This window comes from Streptomyces sp. NPDC001339 (assembly GCF_042895955.1).
In the GTDB taxonomy this organism is placed as follows: domain Bacteria; phylum Actinomycetota; class Actinomycetes; order Streptomycetales; family Streptomycetaceae; genus Streptomyces.
Genome location: NZ_JBIAWT010000005.1, coordinates 488,210 through 503,098 on the forward strand (window position 1 = coordinate 488,210; position 14,889 = coordinate 503,098).

Genomic DNA, 14,889 nt, shown 5'->3' on the forward strand with positions numbered 1-14,889 from the left:
GATCCATCGAGGCGGCGTTGGGGGCTCAGGAGCCCGCGATGGCCAGTGACACCACCCAGGCCAGGGCCAGCACGCAGGGCGCGGCGACGAGGCAGGCCGCGCCCGCCGTGCGCCGGCTGCCCAGGCCCACCACCGTCAGGACGGCGGCCGCGAAGGCGGCGAAGAGCGGCAGGGAGGCGACGGTGTTCTGGCCGCCCGTGGTGCAGATCAGGCGGGCGTCGCCGCCGTAGCAGCCGTCGCTGGCCATGGCGAGAAACGGTGCGAACAGCGCGGTGAACCCGGCGCCCGCGAACAGGAGCAGGCCGATGACGAGACGGCCGGCGAAGGCGAAGCCCTCACCGGTTCGTGCCTCGTCGGGTGCCGGGAGGGTGGCTGGTGCCTGGTCGTTGTTCATGGGGCACAAGGTAGGTCCGCCGTACGCTCCCGCCATCGGTACGGCTACTCACCTGTCTACTCATGTGCCGGAGGGCGGGCCGCCCAGCTCGACGAGGCGTCTGGCTCCGCACTTGATCGCCCGGACAAGTCCTTGCCGTCAGCGGTGGAGATCAGCGGTGGAGATCGAAAACCGGGACGCCGCGCCCTTCGTACGCCTTCGCGTCGACTGTCGCGACCAGCGCATCAGCACCCCACTCCGGCAGATGTCGTGCCGCGTGAATTGCGGCGGCGACCCCGAGAGGCACACCGTCCCGGTGCAGGTGGGCGACGGACAGCATGGCCGGATAGTCGAGGTCGACGGTGTGGAGGACCTCCAGCTGCCCTACGTGCTCCGCGATGCCCAGATGCTCCCGGTCCGCTTCAAGGGCCGCCAGCACCGGAACCCACAGTTGTGTCTCGGGCTCGAAATGCGCGCGGTGGATTAACGCCGACACTTGGCGGTTCCCGGACAGGGCCAGAAGGGTCGGGGTGTCCAGGACGAGATGGTGCTGGATCACGCGGCGGCCTCGTCGGCTTCGCCGGTCTCGCCCGATACCTGAGCGAAAGCCTCTCGCAGGCGCCGGCCCATCGCTGCGCTCTCCTCGTCGGACACCGTGACCCCGAAGTTCTCCGCCAGGTATGCGCGCGTCTGTTCCGCCCGCTCCCGGCGTTCCTCGTCGGTCAGTGTGGATTCCGCGAATTCCTGGACCAAGGAGCGGATCGAGGACCCGCGAGACTCGGCGATCACCGCGAGTCGGTCGCGCACCTCGGCGGGTACACGGATCATCACGTCAGCCATGCCCTGAGTATAGGGCGCTGTATACGGCGATGTATACGTGCTGTGGGTTGGCGTCAGAAACTCCGGAAGGGGCGGGGCAGGGCGCCGACTACGCTGGGGAGGTCGATCGATGTGAAGCGCATCGATGGGAAGCGCAGGAGTGAGATGGCCGTCAACCTCGTCAATCTGGAAGCCGTCAGCAAGGCGTACGCGCTGCGCGCGCTGCTCGACGGTGTCTCCCTCGGCGTCAACGAGGGGGACCGGATCGGCGTCGTCGGGCGCAACGGCGACGGGAAGACCACCCTGATCCGGATTCTCGCCAAGCTGGAGGGCGCGGACGAGGGGCGGGTCACCCACAGCGGAGGGCTGCGGCTGGGTGTGCTGACCCAGCACGACTCGCTCGATCCGCAAGCCACCATCCGGCATGAGGTGATCGGTGATCTCGCCGATCACGAGTGGGCCGGGAACGCGAAGATCCGGGATGTGCTGACGGGACTGTTCGGTGATCTGCATCTGCCGGGGTTCACCGAGGGGTTGGACACCGTCATCGGGCCGCTCTCGGGTGGTGAGCGGCGGCGGATCGCGCTGGCCAAGCTGCTGATCGCCGAGCAGGACCTGATCGTGCTGGACGAGCCGACCAACCACCTGGATGTGGAGGGCATCTCGTGGCTGGCGCGTCATCTGCGGGCGCGGCGGTCGGCGCTGGTGGTCGTCACCCACGACCGCTGGTTCCTCGACCAGGTGTGTACGCGGATGTGGGACGTTCAGCGTGGTGACGTGCACGAGTACGAGGGCGGGTACAGCGACTACGTCTTCGCGCGGGCCGAGCGGGAGCGGATCGCGGCCTCTGAGGAGACCAAGCGGCAGAACCTGATGCGCAAGGAGCTGGCGTGGCTCCGGCGCGGCGCCCCGGCCCGTACGAGCAAGCCGCGGTTCCGGATCGAGGCGGCCAATGAGCTGATCGCGGATGTCCCGCCGCCGCGGGACAGCGCCGAGCTGATGAAGTTCGCCAGCTCGCGGCTGGGCAAGACGGTTTTCGATCTGGAGGACGTGAGCGTCCAGGCCGGGCCGAAGGTACTGCTCAAGCACCTGACCTGGCAGCTGGGCCCGGGCGACCGGATCGGTCTGGTCGGGGTGAACGGCGCCGGCAAGACCTCGCTGCTGCGGGCGCTGGCCGAGGCGGCCCGTACGGAGGGTGAGGCGCAGCCGGCGGGCGGCCGGATCGTCGTCGGCAAGACCGTCAAGCTGGCCTATCTGTCGCAGGAGGTGGGCGAGCTCGACCCGGCCTGGCGGGTGCTGGAGGCCGTGCAGGCGGTGCGGGAGCGCGTCGACCTCGGCAAGGGGCGGGAGATGACCGCCGGGCAGCTCTGCGAGAAGTTCGGGTTCACGAAGGAGAAGCAGTGGACGCCGGTCGGCGACCTGTCGGGCGGTGAGCGGCGGCGGCTGCAGATCCTGCGGCTGCTGATGGACGAGCCGAACGTGCTGTTCCTCGACGAGCCGACCAACGACCTCGACATCGAGACGCTGACGCAGCTGGAGGACGTGCTCGACGGCTGGCCGGGCTCGCTGATCGTCATCAGCCACGACCGGTACTTCATCGAGCGGACCACGGACCGCGTCTTCGCACTGCTCGGCGATGCCACGCTGCGGATGCTGCCGCGCGGGCTGGACGAGTACCTGGAGCGTCGCCAGAAGCTGATCGAGGCCGCGGTACCGGCGGCGCCCGCGCCGCAGTCGGCGGCCGCCGCACCCAAGAAGTCCGCCGCTGTCACCCGCGCCGCGCAGAAGGAACTCCAGCGGATCGAGCGGCAGTTGGACAAGATCGGGGGCAAGGAGAGCGCGCTGCACGCTCAGATCGCCGAGCATGCGACGGACTTCGAGAAGGTCGCCGGGCTCGATGCCCAGCTCCGTGAGCTGACCGCTGAGCGGGAGGAGTTGGAGATGCGCTGGCTGGAACTGGCGGAGGACGCGTAGCACTTCAGCGCGGCGCACGCGTAGCACTCCAGCGCGGCGCACGCGCAACGCTCCCTCGGAGGGGGCGCGTAGGTGCGGCTGATCCCGGCCAACCGGGTGCCGGATCCCGGCTGATCGAGTGCCGGATCCCGGCCAACAGGGTGCCAATCGGCCCCGGTTGGCCGGGATTCCAGCATTCCGGGGGTCTTCTCCCCGGTAGGGGGCGCGCTTCGGCAGCCGAGCGTGTAGCTTCCCGGGACGAGTGGCCCGGACGGGTCGCGGTGGGGCGCGCCGAAGGGGAGGGGCTGGTCGATGGGCGTACGGCTCATGGTGGTCGACGATCACCGTCTGCTCGCGGAGGCGCTCGCCTCGGCGCTGAAGCTGCGCGGACACCGCGTACTGGCGGCCGCCGCGCCCAGCGCCGGGGCCGCGGACCTGGTGGTGAGCCGGGCGCCCGAGGTCTGCCTGCTGGGCACCGCGGCGCCCGCCCAGCCGGGGGCGTTCGACCCGGTCGTACGGATCAAGAAGGAGCGGCCGCAGGTCTCGGTGGTGGTGCTGGGGCCCGTGCCGAGCCCGCGGGGGATCGCGGCGGCGTTCGCGGCCGGCGCCTCCGGGTACGTACGCAACGACGAGCGGATCGAGGGCGTGGAGCGCGCCATGATGAAGGCGCGGGCGGGGGAGTCGGCGGTCTCCCCGCAGCTGTTGCAGCAGGCCTTCGAGGAGCTGCTGCACCCCGCGGCACAGCCGGACGACGAGGGGGCACGGCTGCTGGAGCTGCTCACCCCGCGTGAGGTGGAAGTGCTGATGCGGGTCGCGGACGGGGAGGACACCCGGCTGATCGCGGCCGGCATGGACATTGCGCCGAGTACGGCGCGGACGCACGTCCAGCGGGTGTTGATGAAGCTGGAGGTGGGGTCGCGGCTGGAGGCCGCCGCACTGGCGGCGCGTACCGGGCTGCTGGACCGGGCGGGTGGTGGTGGCGGCGGTGGCGGGCGTGCTGCGCGGAAGGCGGGGCCGGAGGCGGGCGGGGAGGCGGGGCCGGGAGATCCGCCACCTTCGGAGTAAGTCGCCATCAGGGACGGTCGGTTCAGCTGCTTCCGGGAGGGTCGGTTCAGCCGCTTCCGGGGCGGCCGTCGTTCTCCGCCCCGACCGCCATTTCTGCCGGCCGGAGTTTCAGCCAGACCAGGAAGAAGAGGCCGAGGGCGAGCATGCCGAGGCCGGTCCACAGGTTGATGTTGATGTCCTGGGCCTTCTTCAGGTCCGCGTCGGACGCGTTCAGGCCGGCGAGGGTGACGATCACGCCGTAGACGACGAACAGGCCGCCGATGACGCGTCGTACGTCGAAGAGGCGCGCGGCGGTCGCTGACGTCCGCTCCAGCTCTTCGACCTCGTGGTGGTGGTCACTCATGGTGGGTCAACTCCATTGATTTCCCATGCTGTTCATGATCAGGAGGCGTTCAGGAGGATTCAGAAGGAGAAGGGGACGTAGCAGGCGGCGGCCAGGACGACCGCGCCCCAGCCGAGCAGGGCCGGTTTGCGGTACCAGGCGTCGTCGCCCTCGGCAGCCGGTTCCTCCCTGCCGTCCACGTCCCTACCGTCCATACCGGGTGACCTGGTGCCGTAGACCAGGCCGGCCAGCGAGTCGGCGGGCTTGGGCTTGGTCACCAGGGTGACGGCGACCATCACCAGCGCGCCGACGACGAAGGCGACGATCGAGGAGACGAAGTTGGCGCCCTGGTCGGAGGGGAGGGAGATCACGCCCTGCTGGTAGAACCAGAAGTAGTTGACCATCGCGGCCACGGTCCCGGAGAGCAGCCCCCAGAAGCCGGCCGCGGCGCTGGTCCGCTTCCAGAACATGCCGATGACGAACACCACGAACAGCGGCACGTTGAAGAAGGAGAAGAGCGTCTGGAGGTAGTTCATGATGTTGCTGAAGGACGAGGCGATGAAGGCCGTGCCCATGCCGATCAGCACCCCGACCGCGGTCACCACGCGGCCCGTCGCGAGGTAGTACGCGTCCGCGCGGCCCTTCTTCAGGTACGCGGCCCAGATGTCGTGGGTGAAGACGGTGTTGAAGGAGGAGACGTTCGCCGCCATACCGGCCATGAACGCTGCCGGCAGGCCGGTCACCGCGATGCCCAGCACGCCGTTGGGGAGCAGGTCGCGCATCAGGACCGGTATGGCGTCGTTGTACTGGAGGCCATCCGCGGACTTTCCCAGCGTCGGCTCCATGACCAGGGCGATCAGGCCGGGGACGATCACGACCATCGGGATGAGGACCTTGGGGAAGGCGGCGATCAGCGGGGTGCGCCGGGCGGCGGAGAGGTTCTTGGCGGACAGCGCGCGCTGCACCTCGGCGAAGTTCGTCGTCCAGTAGCCGAAGCTCATCACGAAGCCGAGGCCGAGGACGATGGTGAGCCAGTTCGCGCCGAGCGGGTTGCTCTCGCCGATGCCGGTGCCCTTCCAGGCGGTGAGGAACGCCTCGCCGTGCGAGGAGGACAGCGAGTGGTTCAGGCCGTCCCAGCCGCCGACGCGCTTGAGGCCGACGACGGTCAGCGGTATCAGCGCGGCAAGGATCACGAAGAACTGCAGCACCTCGTTGTAGATCGCCGAGGAGAGGCCGCCGATGGTGATGTACGCCAGGACGAAGAAGCCGGCGACCACGATCGCCACCCACTGCGGCCAGCCGAGCAGCGCCTGGAGCACGATCGCCATCGCGTAGAGGTTCACGCCCGCGATGAGTACGGACGATACGGCGAAGATGACCGAGGAGAGCAGGTGCGAGGAGGGGCCGAAGCGGTGCAGCAGGAACTCCGGCACCGAGCGCACCTTGGAGCTGTAGTAGAACGGCATCATCACCAGGCCCAGGAAGACCATCGCCGGGATGGCGCCGATCCAGTACCAGTGGACAGTGTAGGTGCCGTACTGCGCGCCGTTGGCGGCCATCCCGAGGATCTCGGTGGCGCCGAGGTTGGCGGCGACGAACGCCAGGCCGGTGACCCAGGCGGGCAGTGACCGCCCGGAGAGGAAGAAGTCCAGGCTCGTCCTGACACTCCGTCGTGCCGCGAATCCGATGCCGAGGACGACGATGAAGTAGAGGGCCAGGATCGTGTAGTCCAGGGCGTTGGTGGGGAGCCGGAGCCCTTCAGCCAGGGTGATCACGGTGGGAACTCGCTTCCTCGGGCGATCGGAACGCAAGCGATCAGAACGCACAGAAAGCTACGCCGAGACCTCGGGAAACTGAAGACTTTTGTTGGATTGAGTTGTTGGATCTTGAGGGATGCGTGCGAGGGGGCTGGGGTGCGGGGCTGGGGGCTGGGGCCCGGGTCGCGGCTGGCCCTGCTGGTCGCGGCGGCTGCGTTGACGCGATTGTTTAGTTGTGCTTCATTGTGTTTGTTTGTGTTGAGGTGGCGGAGTCGGGTGAGGAGCGGCTTTCCGTGCAGAACGTGAAGAGCGTGAAGAACGTGAAGAAGACGACGACGCGGCTCGCGGATGGCCGGGAGCTCATCTACTACGACCACGACTACGACGCGCGGGGCGGCGCTGTACGGGACGCCGTCGACCGGCGCCCCCTCGCCCCCGTCGCCACCGCCTCCGAGATCCGCCACGACCGCCTCCTCGGTGACTCCGTGGCCATCGCCTCCCACCGCCAGGCCCGCACCTACCACCCGCCGGCCGACGAGTGCCCGCTGTGCCCCTCCCGCGGCGGCCGGCTCTCGGAGATCCCCGCCGCCGACTACGACGTCGCCGTCTTCGAGAACCGCTTCCCCTCCCTGGCCGGCGGTCACGGCCGCTGTGAGGTCGTCTGCTTCACCTCCGACCACGACGCCTCCTTCGCCGACCTCACCGACGCACAGGCCGCCCTGGTCCTGGACGCCTGGACCGACCGCACCGCCGTACTCTCCCAACTCCCCGGCGTGGCACAGGTCTTCTGCTTCGAGAACCGTGGCGAGGAGATCGGCGTCACCCTCGGCCATCCGCACGGCCAGATCTACGCGTACCCCTTCGTCACCCCGCGCACCGAGCGCATGCTCGCCTCGCTCGCCGCCCACCGGGAGGCGACCGGCGGCCGGAACCTCTTCGATGACGTCCTCGCCGACGAACGCGCCGACGGCCGCCGTATCGTCCTCGACGGCACGCACTGGCTGGCCTTCGTCCCGTACGCCGCCCACTGGCCCTACGAGGTGCACCTCTACCCCAAGCGCCGCGTCCCCGATCTGCCCGCCCTCGACGACGCCGCGCGCGCCGAGTTCCCACGGGTCTACCTGGAGCTCCTGCGGAGGTTCGACCGGATCTTCGACCAGGGGCGCGGGGCCCCGCCTGCCCCGCCCCTCACGCCGTCCGCCCACCCGGCGCCGGCGCCGACCCCGACCCCGTACATCGCGGCCTGGCACCAGGCGCCGGTGCGCGCCGAGCAGCGCGCCGAATTCGCCCTCCACCTCGAGCTGTTCACCATTCGCCGGACATCCGGCAAGCTGAAGTTCCTCGCGGGTTCCGAATCCGGCATGAACGTGTTCATCAACGACGTGCCGCCGGAGGCCGCGGCCGAACGACTGCGAGAGGCAGCGAGCGAGTCATGAGCAAGTACCTGGTGACGGGTGGGGCCGGCTATGTCGGCAGCGTCGTGGCGCAGCACCTGCTGGAGGCCGGCCACACGGTGACCGTCCTCGACAACCTCTCGACCGGCTTCCGGGACGGCGTCCCCGCGGGCGCCGAGTTCATCGAGGGCGACATCCGTACCGCGTTCGACGGGGAGCGCGGCGCCGAGCGGGCCGAGTGGTTCGACGCCTCGTACGACGCGGTGCTGCACTTCGCCGCGTTCTCGCAGGTCGGAGAGTCCGTCGCGAAACCCGAGAAGTACTGGGACAACAACGTCGGCGGCACCATGGCGCTGCTCGCCGCGATGCGCTCGGCGGGCGTGCGCACGCTCGTCTTCTCCTCCACCGCCGCGACGTACGGGGAGCCGGTGCGCACCCCGATCACCGAGACCGACCCGACCGCCCCCACCTCCCCGTACGGCGCGAGCAAGCTCGCCGTCGACCACATGATCAGCGGCGAGGCCACCGCCCACGGGCTGGCCGCGGTCTCCCTGCGCTACTTCAACGTGGCCGGTGCCTACGGCAGTTGCGGCGAGCGGCACGACCCCGAGTCGCACCTCATCCCGCTCGTCCTCCAGGTCGCCCAGGGCAAGCGCGAGGCGATCTCCGTCTACGGCGACGACTACCCGACCCCCGACGGCACCTGCGTCCGCGACTACATCCACGTCGCCGACCTGGCCGAGGCCCACCTCCTCGCCCTCGACGCGGCGGCCCCCGGCGAGCACCTGATCTGCAACCTCGGCAACGGCAACGGCTTCTCCGTACGCGAGGTCATCGAGACCGCCCGCAAGGTCACCGGGCACCCCATCCCGGAGGTCGCCGCTCCGCGCCGCGACGGTGACCCCGCCGTCCTGGTGGCCTCCGCCCGGACCGCCATCGACCGGCTGGGCTGGCGGCCCCGCCGCGCCGACCTGGCGGGGATCGTCGCCGACGCGTGGCAGTTCGCCCGGCGAAGGGCGGAGGAGTCCGCGTGACAGACACGGAGCATGCCGCACCCCGGACGGCAGTGGCCTTCCGCGAGGTGTACGGGGCGGAGCCGACCGGTGTCTGGGCGGCCCCCGGCCGCGTCAACCTGATCGGTGAACACACCGATTACAACGATGGTTTCGTGCTGCCGCTGGCCCTCCCGCACACCACACTCGCCGCCGCGGCGCCCCGTACCGACGGAGTGCTGCGGCTGCACTCCGGCGGCGCCGACGGCGGAGTCGTCGACCTGCGTATCGACGAGCTGCGCCCGGCGCCGCCCCAGGCCGGCTGGGCCGCCTACCCGGCGGGCGTCGTCTGGGCGATGCGGGAGGCCGGGCTGCCCGTCGGCGGTGCGGATCTGCACTACGAGAGCACGGTGCCCACCGGTGCCGGACTCTCCTCCTCCGCGGCCCTGGAGGTCGCCACCGCGCTCGCCCTCGACGACCTCTTCGCGCTGGGCCTGGAGCGGCAGCGGCTGGCCCGGATCGCCCAGCGCGCCGAGAACGCCTTCGTCGGGGTGCCCTGCGGAATCATGGACCAGACCGCCGCGGCCTGCTGCACCGAAGGGCACGCCCTGTTCCTGGACACCCGCGAACTCACCCACCGCCAGGTGCCGTTCGACCTGCCGGGCGAGGGACTGCGGCTCCTGGTGGTCGACACCCGGGTGAAGCACGCACTGGGGGACGGCGCATACGCCGAACGGCGCGCCGGCTGTGAGCGTGCCGCGCGGGCGCTCGGGGTGCGGGCCCTGCGCGACGTGGCCCCGGCGCAGCTGCCCGACGCGCTGGCGCGACTGGCCGGCGCACCGGACGTAGCCGATGTCCAGCCCCTCGTCCGGCACGTCGTCACCGAGAACCACCGGGTGGCCGAGGTCATCGCCTGCCTGGACGCGGGCCGTCCCCGCGCCATCGGCCCGCTGCTGACGGCCGGTCACGCCTCGCTGCGCGACGACTTCGCCGTCTCCTGCCCGGAGCTCGACCTCGTCGTCGAGGCCGCCACCGCGGCCGGTGCCCTCGGGGCCCGGATGACCGGCGGCGGCTTCGGCGGCTCGGCGGTCGTGCTCGTCGAGGAGGCGGACGCGGTGGCCGTCGGCGCGGCGGTCACCGAGGCGTTCGCGGCTGCCGGGTACACCGCCCCACGGCTCTTCGAGGCCGTCCCGAGCGCGGGAGCGCACCGGATCAGGTAGCGCACGGGAGGCGGGAGCAGTGGCGCACGGGGTCGGGCAGGGCATGAGGTCGGGTAGCGCACGGGGTCGGGCAGGGAGTGGGGTCGGGCAGGGCGTGGTGGACGGCGCTCCGGAGGGCGCGCCGGGCGGCGTGCGACCACCGGGCCGTCACCGGGCCGCCACCGGAACGTCGCCAAATGGCCTGACGGGGACAGGAGTTTCGCCAATCGCCTTCCCTTGCCGCACACCGTCCGTACTCTGAGATCCTGCACCGGTGGGGGCCGGTGCTGATCAGGGGGGCGAGACCGTTCGGGTACGGCGCGCCGGGTGGGGTAGTCATGCCAGCACGGCGGCGGCCGTGCGGTTGAGGCGATCTTCAATCCGGGCGTCGTGCCCGCTATGGTCCGTTCACCGAGACAGGGGGTCTCTGTGCAACGCATCCGGGTTCTGGTGGTCGACGACCACCGCATCTTCGCCGAATCCCTGGCAGCCGCGCTCGCCGCGGAACAGGACGTGGACGTCGCGGCCGCGGGCAGCGCTCCCGCGGCCCTGCGCACGCTCGACCGGGCGGCCACCGACGGCCGCCGGTTCGACGTACTGCTCGCCGACGCCGACCTCGCCGCACCGCTCCTCGCGGTGCCCGCACAGCCGCCGGGCCCGGCCCGCGAGGCGGTGCCGGCGGCTCGTGAGGCGGTGCCCATGGCTCGTGACGCGGCGGCGCCCACGGCCCGTGACGCGGCGGTGCGCCCGGCGCGTGAAGCGGTCCCGCGCAACTGCCCGCGGGACGGGATCGCGCTGGTCTCCGGGCTGCGCAGCAGCCACCCGTACCTGCGCACGGTCGTCCTCGCGGACCGCGACGACCCACGCCGGGCCGCCGCCGCGCTCCAGGCCGGTGCCTCGGGCTGGGTCGCCAAGGACTGCTCGCTCTCCCGGCTGCTCGCCGTGATCCGCGGTGTGCTGCGTGATGAAACGCATCTTCCGCCGGCGCTACTGACCGGTGTCCTGCGGGAGTTGACCGCCGCCCGCAAGCACCGGTCGGAGAGCGAGCGGCTGGTGGAGTCGCTGACGCCGCGGGAGCGCGAGGTGCTGCGCTGCATGGTGGCGGGCCTGGGGCGCAAGGCCGTCGCCGAGCGGCTGTTCCTCTCCCCGCACACGGTGCGGACGCATATGCAGAACGTGCTCGGCAAGCTGGGGGTGCACTCGACCCTCGCGGCGGTGGCGCTGGCCCGCCGGGCCGGGGTGGGCCCGGTCGAGCTGGAGACGGCGGCCGCGGCGGCCTCGGTACCCGTTCCGTAGGGGCGTTTTCGTAGAGGCGTTGTCCGGCAGCGTCAGACCGGTGGGGCGGCGTCAGACGGGTGGGGCGGCGTCAGGCCGGTGGGGCAGCGTCAGGCCGGTGGGGCGGCGGCGCGGCGGCCGCCGTCCACGACGAGGCTCGTGCCAGTGATGAACGACGCCTCGGGGGAGAGCAGGAAGGCGATGGCGGCGGCGACTTCCTCGGGCCGCCCCAGCCGCCGCGCGGCCGTCTCCGCGGCGGCGCCCTGCGGCTCCTGCCCGCCGGACGCGGCCAGTACAGGACCTGGCAGCACGCTGTTGACCCGCACCTCCGGCCCGTAAAGGACGGCCAGTTGACGCCCCAGACGGGTCAGTCCGGCCTCAACGGCGGCGACCTCCTCGGGCCGTCCCACCGACCCCGTCGACCCTGCCGGCCCCGCCACCCCCGCCGCCCCCGCAGACCTCACCGGTGTGGGAACCGGCGAGGTCAGCACCACCGCGCCGGCCCGCACCCGAAGATCCTCCACAGCGGCACGGAAGCCGAGGAAGGCACCGGCCAGGCACACCGCGAGCCGCCGGTCCCGGTCCCCGGCAGCGGCCTCGCCCCCGGTGGAGGCCTCGTCCGCGGGCAGCTCCCCGTAGGACGGGTCTCCGTAGGACGGGTCTCCGTAGGACAGGTCTCCGTAGGGCGGGTCCCCGTAGGGCAGGTCCTCGTATGGCGTGCAGACATTGCCGACCACCAGGCCGTCCACCGGCCCATAGCGCCGCCGTGCCGCTTCCACGGCCCGTCGCCAGTCGTCCTCCGCGGCCATATCGCAGTGCGCGTACGAGGCCCGGCCGCCGGACGTGCGGATGCGCCGCGCGAGGTGCTCACCGCGCTCGTCGTCGATGTCCAGCAGCAGGACGGCGGCGCCCTCGGCGGCCAGCCGGTCGGCGGTGGCTGCCCCGATCCCGGCCGCGGCCCCGGTCACCAGGACCGTACGGCCATCGAACCGCCTGCCGTACGGGCCGTTCGCCGGGTGCGGTGCGTGCTGCTGGTCCATGACGTGATCCAAGTGCACCGGACGAGGGGCGGGCAAGGGGACGTAAAAGGGGAGGGGCGCCCCCAAGCGAAAACGGGCGCGCAATTCATGCCCGCGCGCCCTCAGTTATCGCCTCGTCCGACGGCGGCCTCGTCCGACCGCGCCCGCGCCGTATGCTCCGGGAGCACGCGCCCGTGTCCCGCTTCGAGAAGTTTTCGCACGCCTGCGCACGAGGGTTGCCGTGCACCCGGGCGGAATGCTGTCGACCGCTTAAGCCGACGGCCTGGCCGGGGCAATCGGGATCAGCTGGGAAGGTTGTCGAACGGTCCCGTCAACCGCCGCAGCAGTCCGGCCAGTTCGGTGCGCTGCTCGCGGGAGAGTTCGGCCAGGATGGCGCGTTCCTGCGCCAGCAGTCCGGCCAGCGACTGATCGGCCTTGTCGCGGCCCTCGGCGGTCAGCCTGACCAGCACTCCTCGCCGGTCACTGGGGTCGGGCAGCCGCTCGACGAGGCCCTTCTTGGCGAGCCGGTCGATGCGGTTGGTCATCGTCCCCGAGGTGACCAGCGTCTGGGTCAGCAGGGCCCCCGGGGAGAGCTGATACGGCGCTCCGGTGCGGCGCAGGGCCGTCAGGACGTCGAACTCCCAGGGCTCCAGTCCCACCTCGGCGAATGCGATGCGGCGGGCCCGGTCGAGGTGTCTGGCCAGCCTGGAGACACGGCTGAGGACCTCGAGTGGCTCCACGTCGAGGTCCGGGCGCTCCCGGCGCCATGCTGCGACCAATCGGTCGACCTCGTCCTCCATGACGATCAGTGTAGAGGGTCTGTCGACATGAAGTCTCTTGACGTCAAGATATATTTTCCTGGACTATGGGGCATCGTCGGCGAGACTCGGCCATTGGCCGAGACGGCCTGCTTCGGGCCGTGCCGGCTTTGAGACAGCCCTGCACCAGCAAAGGGGTTCAGAACATGTACGAAGCGCCCATCTGGGATCCGCAGCAATACCTACGCCACGCCGGGCACCGTACCCGCCCCTTCCACGACCTGATCGCCCGGATACCAGAACTCCCCGTGCGGCGCCGCCCCGCCCGTATCGCCGACCTCGGCTGCGGCCCGGGCAATGTCACCGCCGAACTCGCCGTCCGCTGGCCCGACGCGCACATCACCGGGTACGACAACTCCCCGGAGATGCTGAAGGAGGCCGAGACCCATGCCGGCCCCACCCCCGGTGGCGGCCACCTCGACTTCGCACCCGCCGATGCCGCCGACTGGGTCCCCGACGAGCGGTTCGACCTGATCGTCTCCAACGCGGCCCTGCAGTGGGTCCCCAACCACCCCGAGTCCTTCGCCCGCTGGCTGGACGCCGTCACGCCCGGTGGCACCTTCGCCTTCCAGGTCCCCGGCAACTTCACCTCGCCCAGCCACGCCCTCCTCGGCGCACTGTGCGACTCCCCGCGGTGGCGCGACCGCCTCGGCACCCACGGCCGGCGCTTCGTTCACATCCTCGAACCCGCCGACTACCTCGAGCACCTCACCGACCTCGGCTGCACCACCGACGTCTGGGAGACCACCTACGTCCAGCTGCTGCAAGGCGACGATCCGGTCCTCGACTGGGTCAAGGGCACTGCCCTCCGCCCCGTCCTGACCGCCCTGGAGGACGATCCGCCCGCCCAGGAAGCCTTCCTCGCCGAATACCGCGACGCCCTCCGCAAGGCCTACCCGGCCGGCCGCCACGGCACGGTCTTCCCCTTCCGCCGCATCTTCGCGGTAGCCCACAAACCCGCCTTGTGACCTCCCCGCCGCCCCCCGTTCTCCGACCGATCGCCCTACCGATCGCCCTGCCGACCCTCCCGGCCGACACGAGGCGACTGCCGTGATCACCGGCCTCGACCACCCCCTTCGCGGCTCGCGCGGGACACTGGTTCGAGGCCGGTACGGCTCACCTCCCGAGCTGCCGTCGCTTCCACTCCGTCGACCCGGCCGGCACCAGCACGCGGAGGCGCCGAGCCCGCGCCCTACCTGACTCCCTGCCCGAAGGCGGAGTCGGCCGGCTCCACCTCGGCATCGACCCGTCAGGGAATGGGGTCCTTGTGGCCGAGCGTCCCCGGAAACAGCTCCAGGAAGTACTTGTCGTCCGGGATCGTCAGCGTTCCCCATGATCCATCGGTGAATCCGAACTGGAAGTCGGTGGACCGCTTGCCGTGCCGACGCGTCCACGCCAGCTGGCCACGGGGGAACGCCTCACCCGCCGCCACGGCGTCGCCGAGTTTCGAACCGCCGCGCCGCCGCTGTACGTACACGAACCGCAGATGGCTTCCCGTAAGTACGAGTACGGTGAGCACGCCCATCCGGGAGCGGGGCTGCGAGGCGGCCAGCCACCGGCCCGCCAGGCTCTCCCACTCCCCGAAGAACAGGCCGTTCTTCTTCTGCCGCAAGGCCCGCGCCGCGGGGTCACCCGTGGCCTTCACCTTGCCCTCCTTGGGCTCGGTGTTGGTCGCGGCGGTGAAGAAGAACGAGAGAAATCCTCCCGCCTTGTCCCCGGCTATCGCCTCTCCGCCGCTCAGCACCTCGGGGCGCAGGGCGGTCGGTACGTCGGCATCGTCCTCCCGGTCCGTTGACATGGGCCGGTGCACATCGAACCCACCGAGGAACTGCTCGTTCCCGGGCAGCACCGATGCGACTCTTTCGTACAACTCCGGCCTCAAGGGCATCTGACTCCTCCAGTC

Annotated in this window: 15 protein-coding genes; 7 read left to right on the forward strand and 8 right to left on the reverse strand. The window is 71.0% G+C overall.

All coding sequences use genetic code 11. The features are described 5' to 3' along the window. Positions 1-25: 25 nt before the first annotated feature. The 3 genes from ACFY12_RS17580 to ACFY12_RS17590 all read right to left on the reverse strand — a co-directional run bounded on the left by ACFY12_RS17580 (position 26) and on the right by ACFY12_RS17590 (position 1,213). A complete protein-coding gene (locus ACFY12_RS17580; protein ID WP_390716664.1) occupies positions 26-394 on the reverse strand; it encodes a hypothetical protein in 369 nt (122 codons plus the stop codon). Positions 395-545: 151 nt separating this feature from the next. Beyond that, positions 546-932: a hypothetical protein gene (locus ACFY12_RS17585; protein ID WP_390716665.1), complete on the reverse strand. Its 387-nt coding sequence runs from the start codon at positions 930-932 to the stop codon at positions 546-548. Next, positions 929-1,213 carry a hypothetical protein gene (locus ACFY12_RS17590; RefSeq protein WP_390716666.1) on the reverse strand — a complete coding sequence of 95 codons (285 nt, stop codon included), beginning with the start codon at positions 1,211-1,213 and terminating at the stop codon, positions 929-931. The genes ACFY12_RS17585 and ACFY12_RS17590 overlap by 4 nt, the downstream gene beginning before the upstream one ends. 144 nt (positions 1,214-1,357) lie before the next feature. On the opposite strand from ACFY12_RS17590, the gene ACFY12_RS17595 reads away from it, so the two are divergent. Beyond that, on the forward strand, positions 1,358-3,166 hold the full coding sequence (locus ACFY12_RS17595; protein ID WP_390716821.1) for an ABC-F family ATP-binding cassette domain-containing protein: 1,809 nt from the start codon (positions 1,358-1,360) through the stop codon (positions 3,164-3,166). A 291-nt stretch (positions 3,167-3,457) separates the two neighbouring features. Then, positions 3,458-4,210: a response regulator transcription factor gene (locus ACFY12_RS17600; protein WP_390716667.1), complete on the forward strand. Its 753-nt coding sequence runs from the start codon at positions 3,458-3,460 to the stop codon at positions 4,208-4,210. Positions 4,211-4,256: 46 nt separating this feature from the next. On the opposite strand, the gene ACFY12_RS17605 is transcribed toward ACFY12_RS17600, so the two are convergent. Both ACFY12_RS17605 and ACFY12_RS17610 read right to left on the reverse strand, forming a co-directional pair. Then, complete coding sequence (locus ACFY12_RS17605; protein ID WP_390716668.1) at positions 4,257-4,553, reverse strand: hypothetical protein; 297 nt, start codon at positions 4,551-4,553, stop codon at positions 4,257-4,259. Between the two features lie 59 nt (positions 4,554-4,612). Next, entirely contained in the window at positions 4,613-6,307 is a 1,695-nt protein-coding gene (locus ACFY12_RS17610) for a sodium:solute symporter family protein (RefSeq protein ID WP_390716669.1), read from the reverse strand. Positions 6,308-6,609: 302 nt separating this feature from the next. On the opposite strand from ACFY12_RS17610, the gene ACFY12_RS17615 reads away from it, so the two are divergent. The 4 genes from ACFY12_RS17615 (at position 6,610) to ACFY12_RS17630 (ending at position 11,170) form a co-directional block, all read left to right on the forward strand. After that, a complete protein-coding gene (locus ACFY12_RS17615; protein ID WP_390716822.1) occupies positions 6,610-7,725 on the forward strand; it encodes a galactose-1-phosphate uridylyltransferase in 1,116 nt (371 codons plus the stop codon). Next, positions 7,722-8,717: a UDP-glucose 4-epimerase GalE gene (galE, locus tag ACFY12_RS17620; RefSeq protein WP_390716670.1), complete on the forward strand. Its 996-nt coding sequence runs from the start codon at positions 7,722-7,724 to the stop codon at positions 8,715-8,717. Before ACFY12_RS17615 ends, galE begins: the two co-directional genes overlap by 4 nt. Next, positions 8,714-9,895, forward strand: coding sequence for a galactokinase (gene galK / locus ACFY12_RS17625; protein WP_390716671.1), 1,182 nt, complete (start codon positions 8,714-8,716; stop codon positions 9,893-9,895). Before galE ends, galK begins: the two co-directional genes overlap by 4 nt. Before the next feature lie 408 nt (positions 9,896-10,303). Continuing rightward, entirely contained in the window at positions 10,304-11,170 is an 867-nt protein-coding gene (locus ACFY12_RS17630) for a LuxR C-terminal-related transcriptional regulator (protein ID WP_390716672.1), read from the forward strand. A gap of 89 nt (positions 11,171-11,259) precedes the next feature. Here ACFY12_RS17630 and ACFY12_RS17635 read toward each other — a convergent pair whose 3' ends face one another. Then, positions 11,260-12,189 (reverse strand): SDR family NAD(P)-dependent oxidoreductase, encoded by a 930-nt coding sequence (locus tag ACFY12_RS17635; protein WP_390716673.1) that lies wholly within the window; start codon positions 12,187-12,189, stop codon positions 11,260-11,262. Positions 12,190-12,470: 281 nt separating this feature from the next. Further along, positions 12,471-12,968: a MarR family winged helix-turn-helix transcriptional regulator gene (locus ACFY12_RS17640; RefSeq protein ID WP_390716674.1), complete on the reverse strand. Its 498-nt coding sequence runs from the start codon at positions 12,966-12,968 to the stop codon at positions 12,471-12,473. A 164-nt stretch (positions 12,969-13,132) separates the two neighbouring features. Here ACFY12_RS17640 and ACFY12_RS17645 point away from each other — a divergent pair, with 164 nt between their 5' ends. After that, entirely contained in the window at positions 13,133-13,954 is an 822-nt protein-coding gene (locus ACFY12_RS17645) for a trans-aconitate 2-methyltransferase (protein WP_390716675.1), read from the forward strand. Positions 13,955-14,235: 281 nt separating this feature from the next. On the opposite strand, the gene ACFY12_RS17650 is transcribed toward ACFY12_RS17645, so the two are convergent. Further along, entirely contained in the window at positions 14,236-14,784 is a 549-nt protein-coding gene (locus ACFY12_RS17650) for a hypothetical protein (RefSeq protein ID WP_390716676.1), read from the reverse strand. Between the last annotated feature and the right edge of the window lie 105 nt (positions 14,785-14,889).

What these genes read in the sequence shown, in the direction of transcription:
- ACFY12_RS17590 (WP_390716666.1), bottom strand. Translation starts at nt 1,213, where the DNA reads ATGGCTGACGTGATGATCCGTGTACCCGCCGAGGTGCGCGACCGACTC.
- ACFY12_RS17640 (WP_390716674.1), bottom strand. Translation starts at nt 12,968, where the DNA reads ATGGAGGACGAGGTCGACCGATTGGTCGCAGCATGGCGCCGGGAGCGC.
- ACFY12_RS17605 (WP_390716668.1), bottom strand. Translation starts at nt 4,553, where the DNA reads ATGAGTGACCACCACCACGAGGTCGAAGAGCTGGAGCGGACGTCAGCG.
- ACFY12_RS17650 (WP_390716676.1), bottom strand. Translation starts at nt 14,784, where the DNA reads ATGTCAACGGACCGGGAGGACGATGCCGACGTACCGACCGCCCTGCGC.
- ACFY12_RS17645 (WP_390716675.1), top strand. Translation starts at nt 13,133, where the DNA reads ATGTACGAAGCGCCCATCTGGGATCCGCAGCAATACCTACGCCACGCC.
- ACFY12_RS17580 (WP_390716664.1), bottom strand. Translation starts at nt 394, where the DNA reads ATGAACAACGACCAGGCACCAGCCACCCTCCCGGCACCCGACGAGGCA.
- ACFY12_RS17600 (WP_390716667.1), top strand. Translation starts at nt 3,458, where the DNA reads ATGGGCGTACGGCTCATGGTGGTCGACGATCACCGTCTGCTCGCGGAG.
- galE (WP_390716670.1), top strand. Translation starts at nt 7,722, where the DNA reads ATGAGCAAGTACCTGGTGACGGGTGGGGCCGGCTATGTCGGCAGCGTC.
- ACFY12_RS17595 (WP_390716821.1), top strand. Translation starts at nt 1,358, where the DNA reads ATGGCCGTCAACCTCGTCAATCTGGAAGCCGTCAGCAAGGCGTACGCG.
- ACFY12_RS17635 (WP_390716673.1), bottom strand. Translation starts at nt 12,189, where the DNA reads ATGGACCAGCAGCACGCACCGCACCCGGCGAACGGCCCGTACGGCAGG.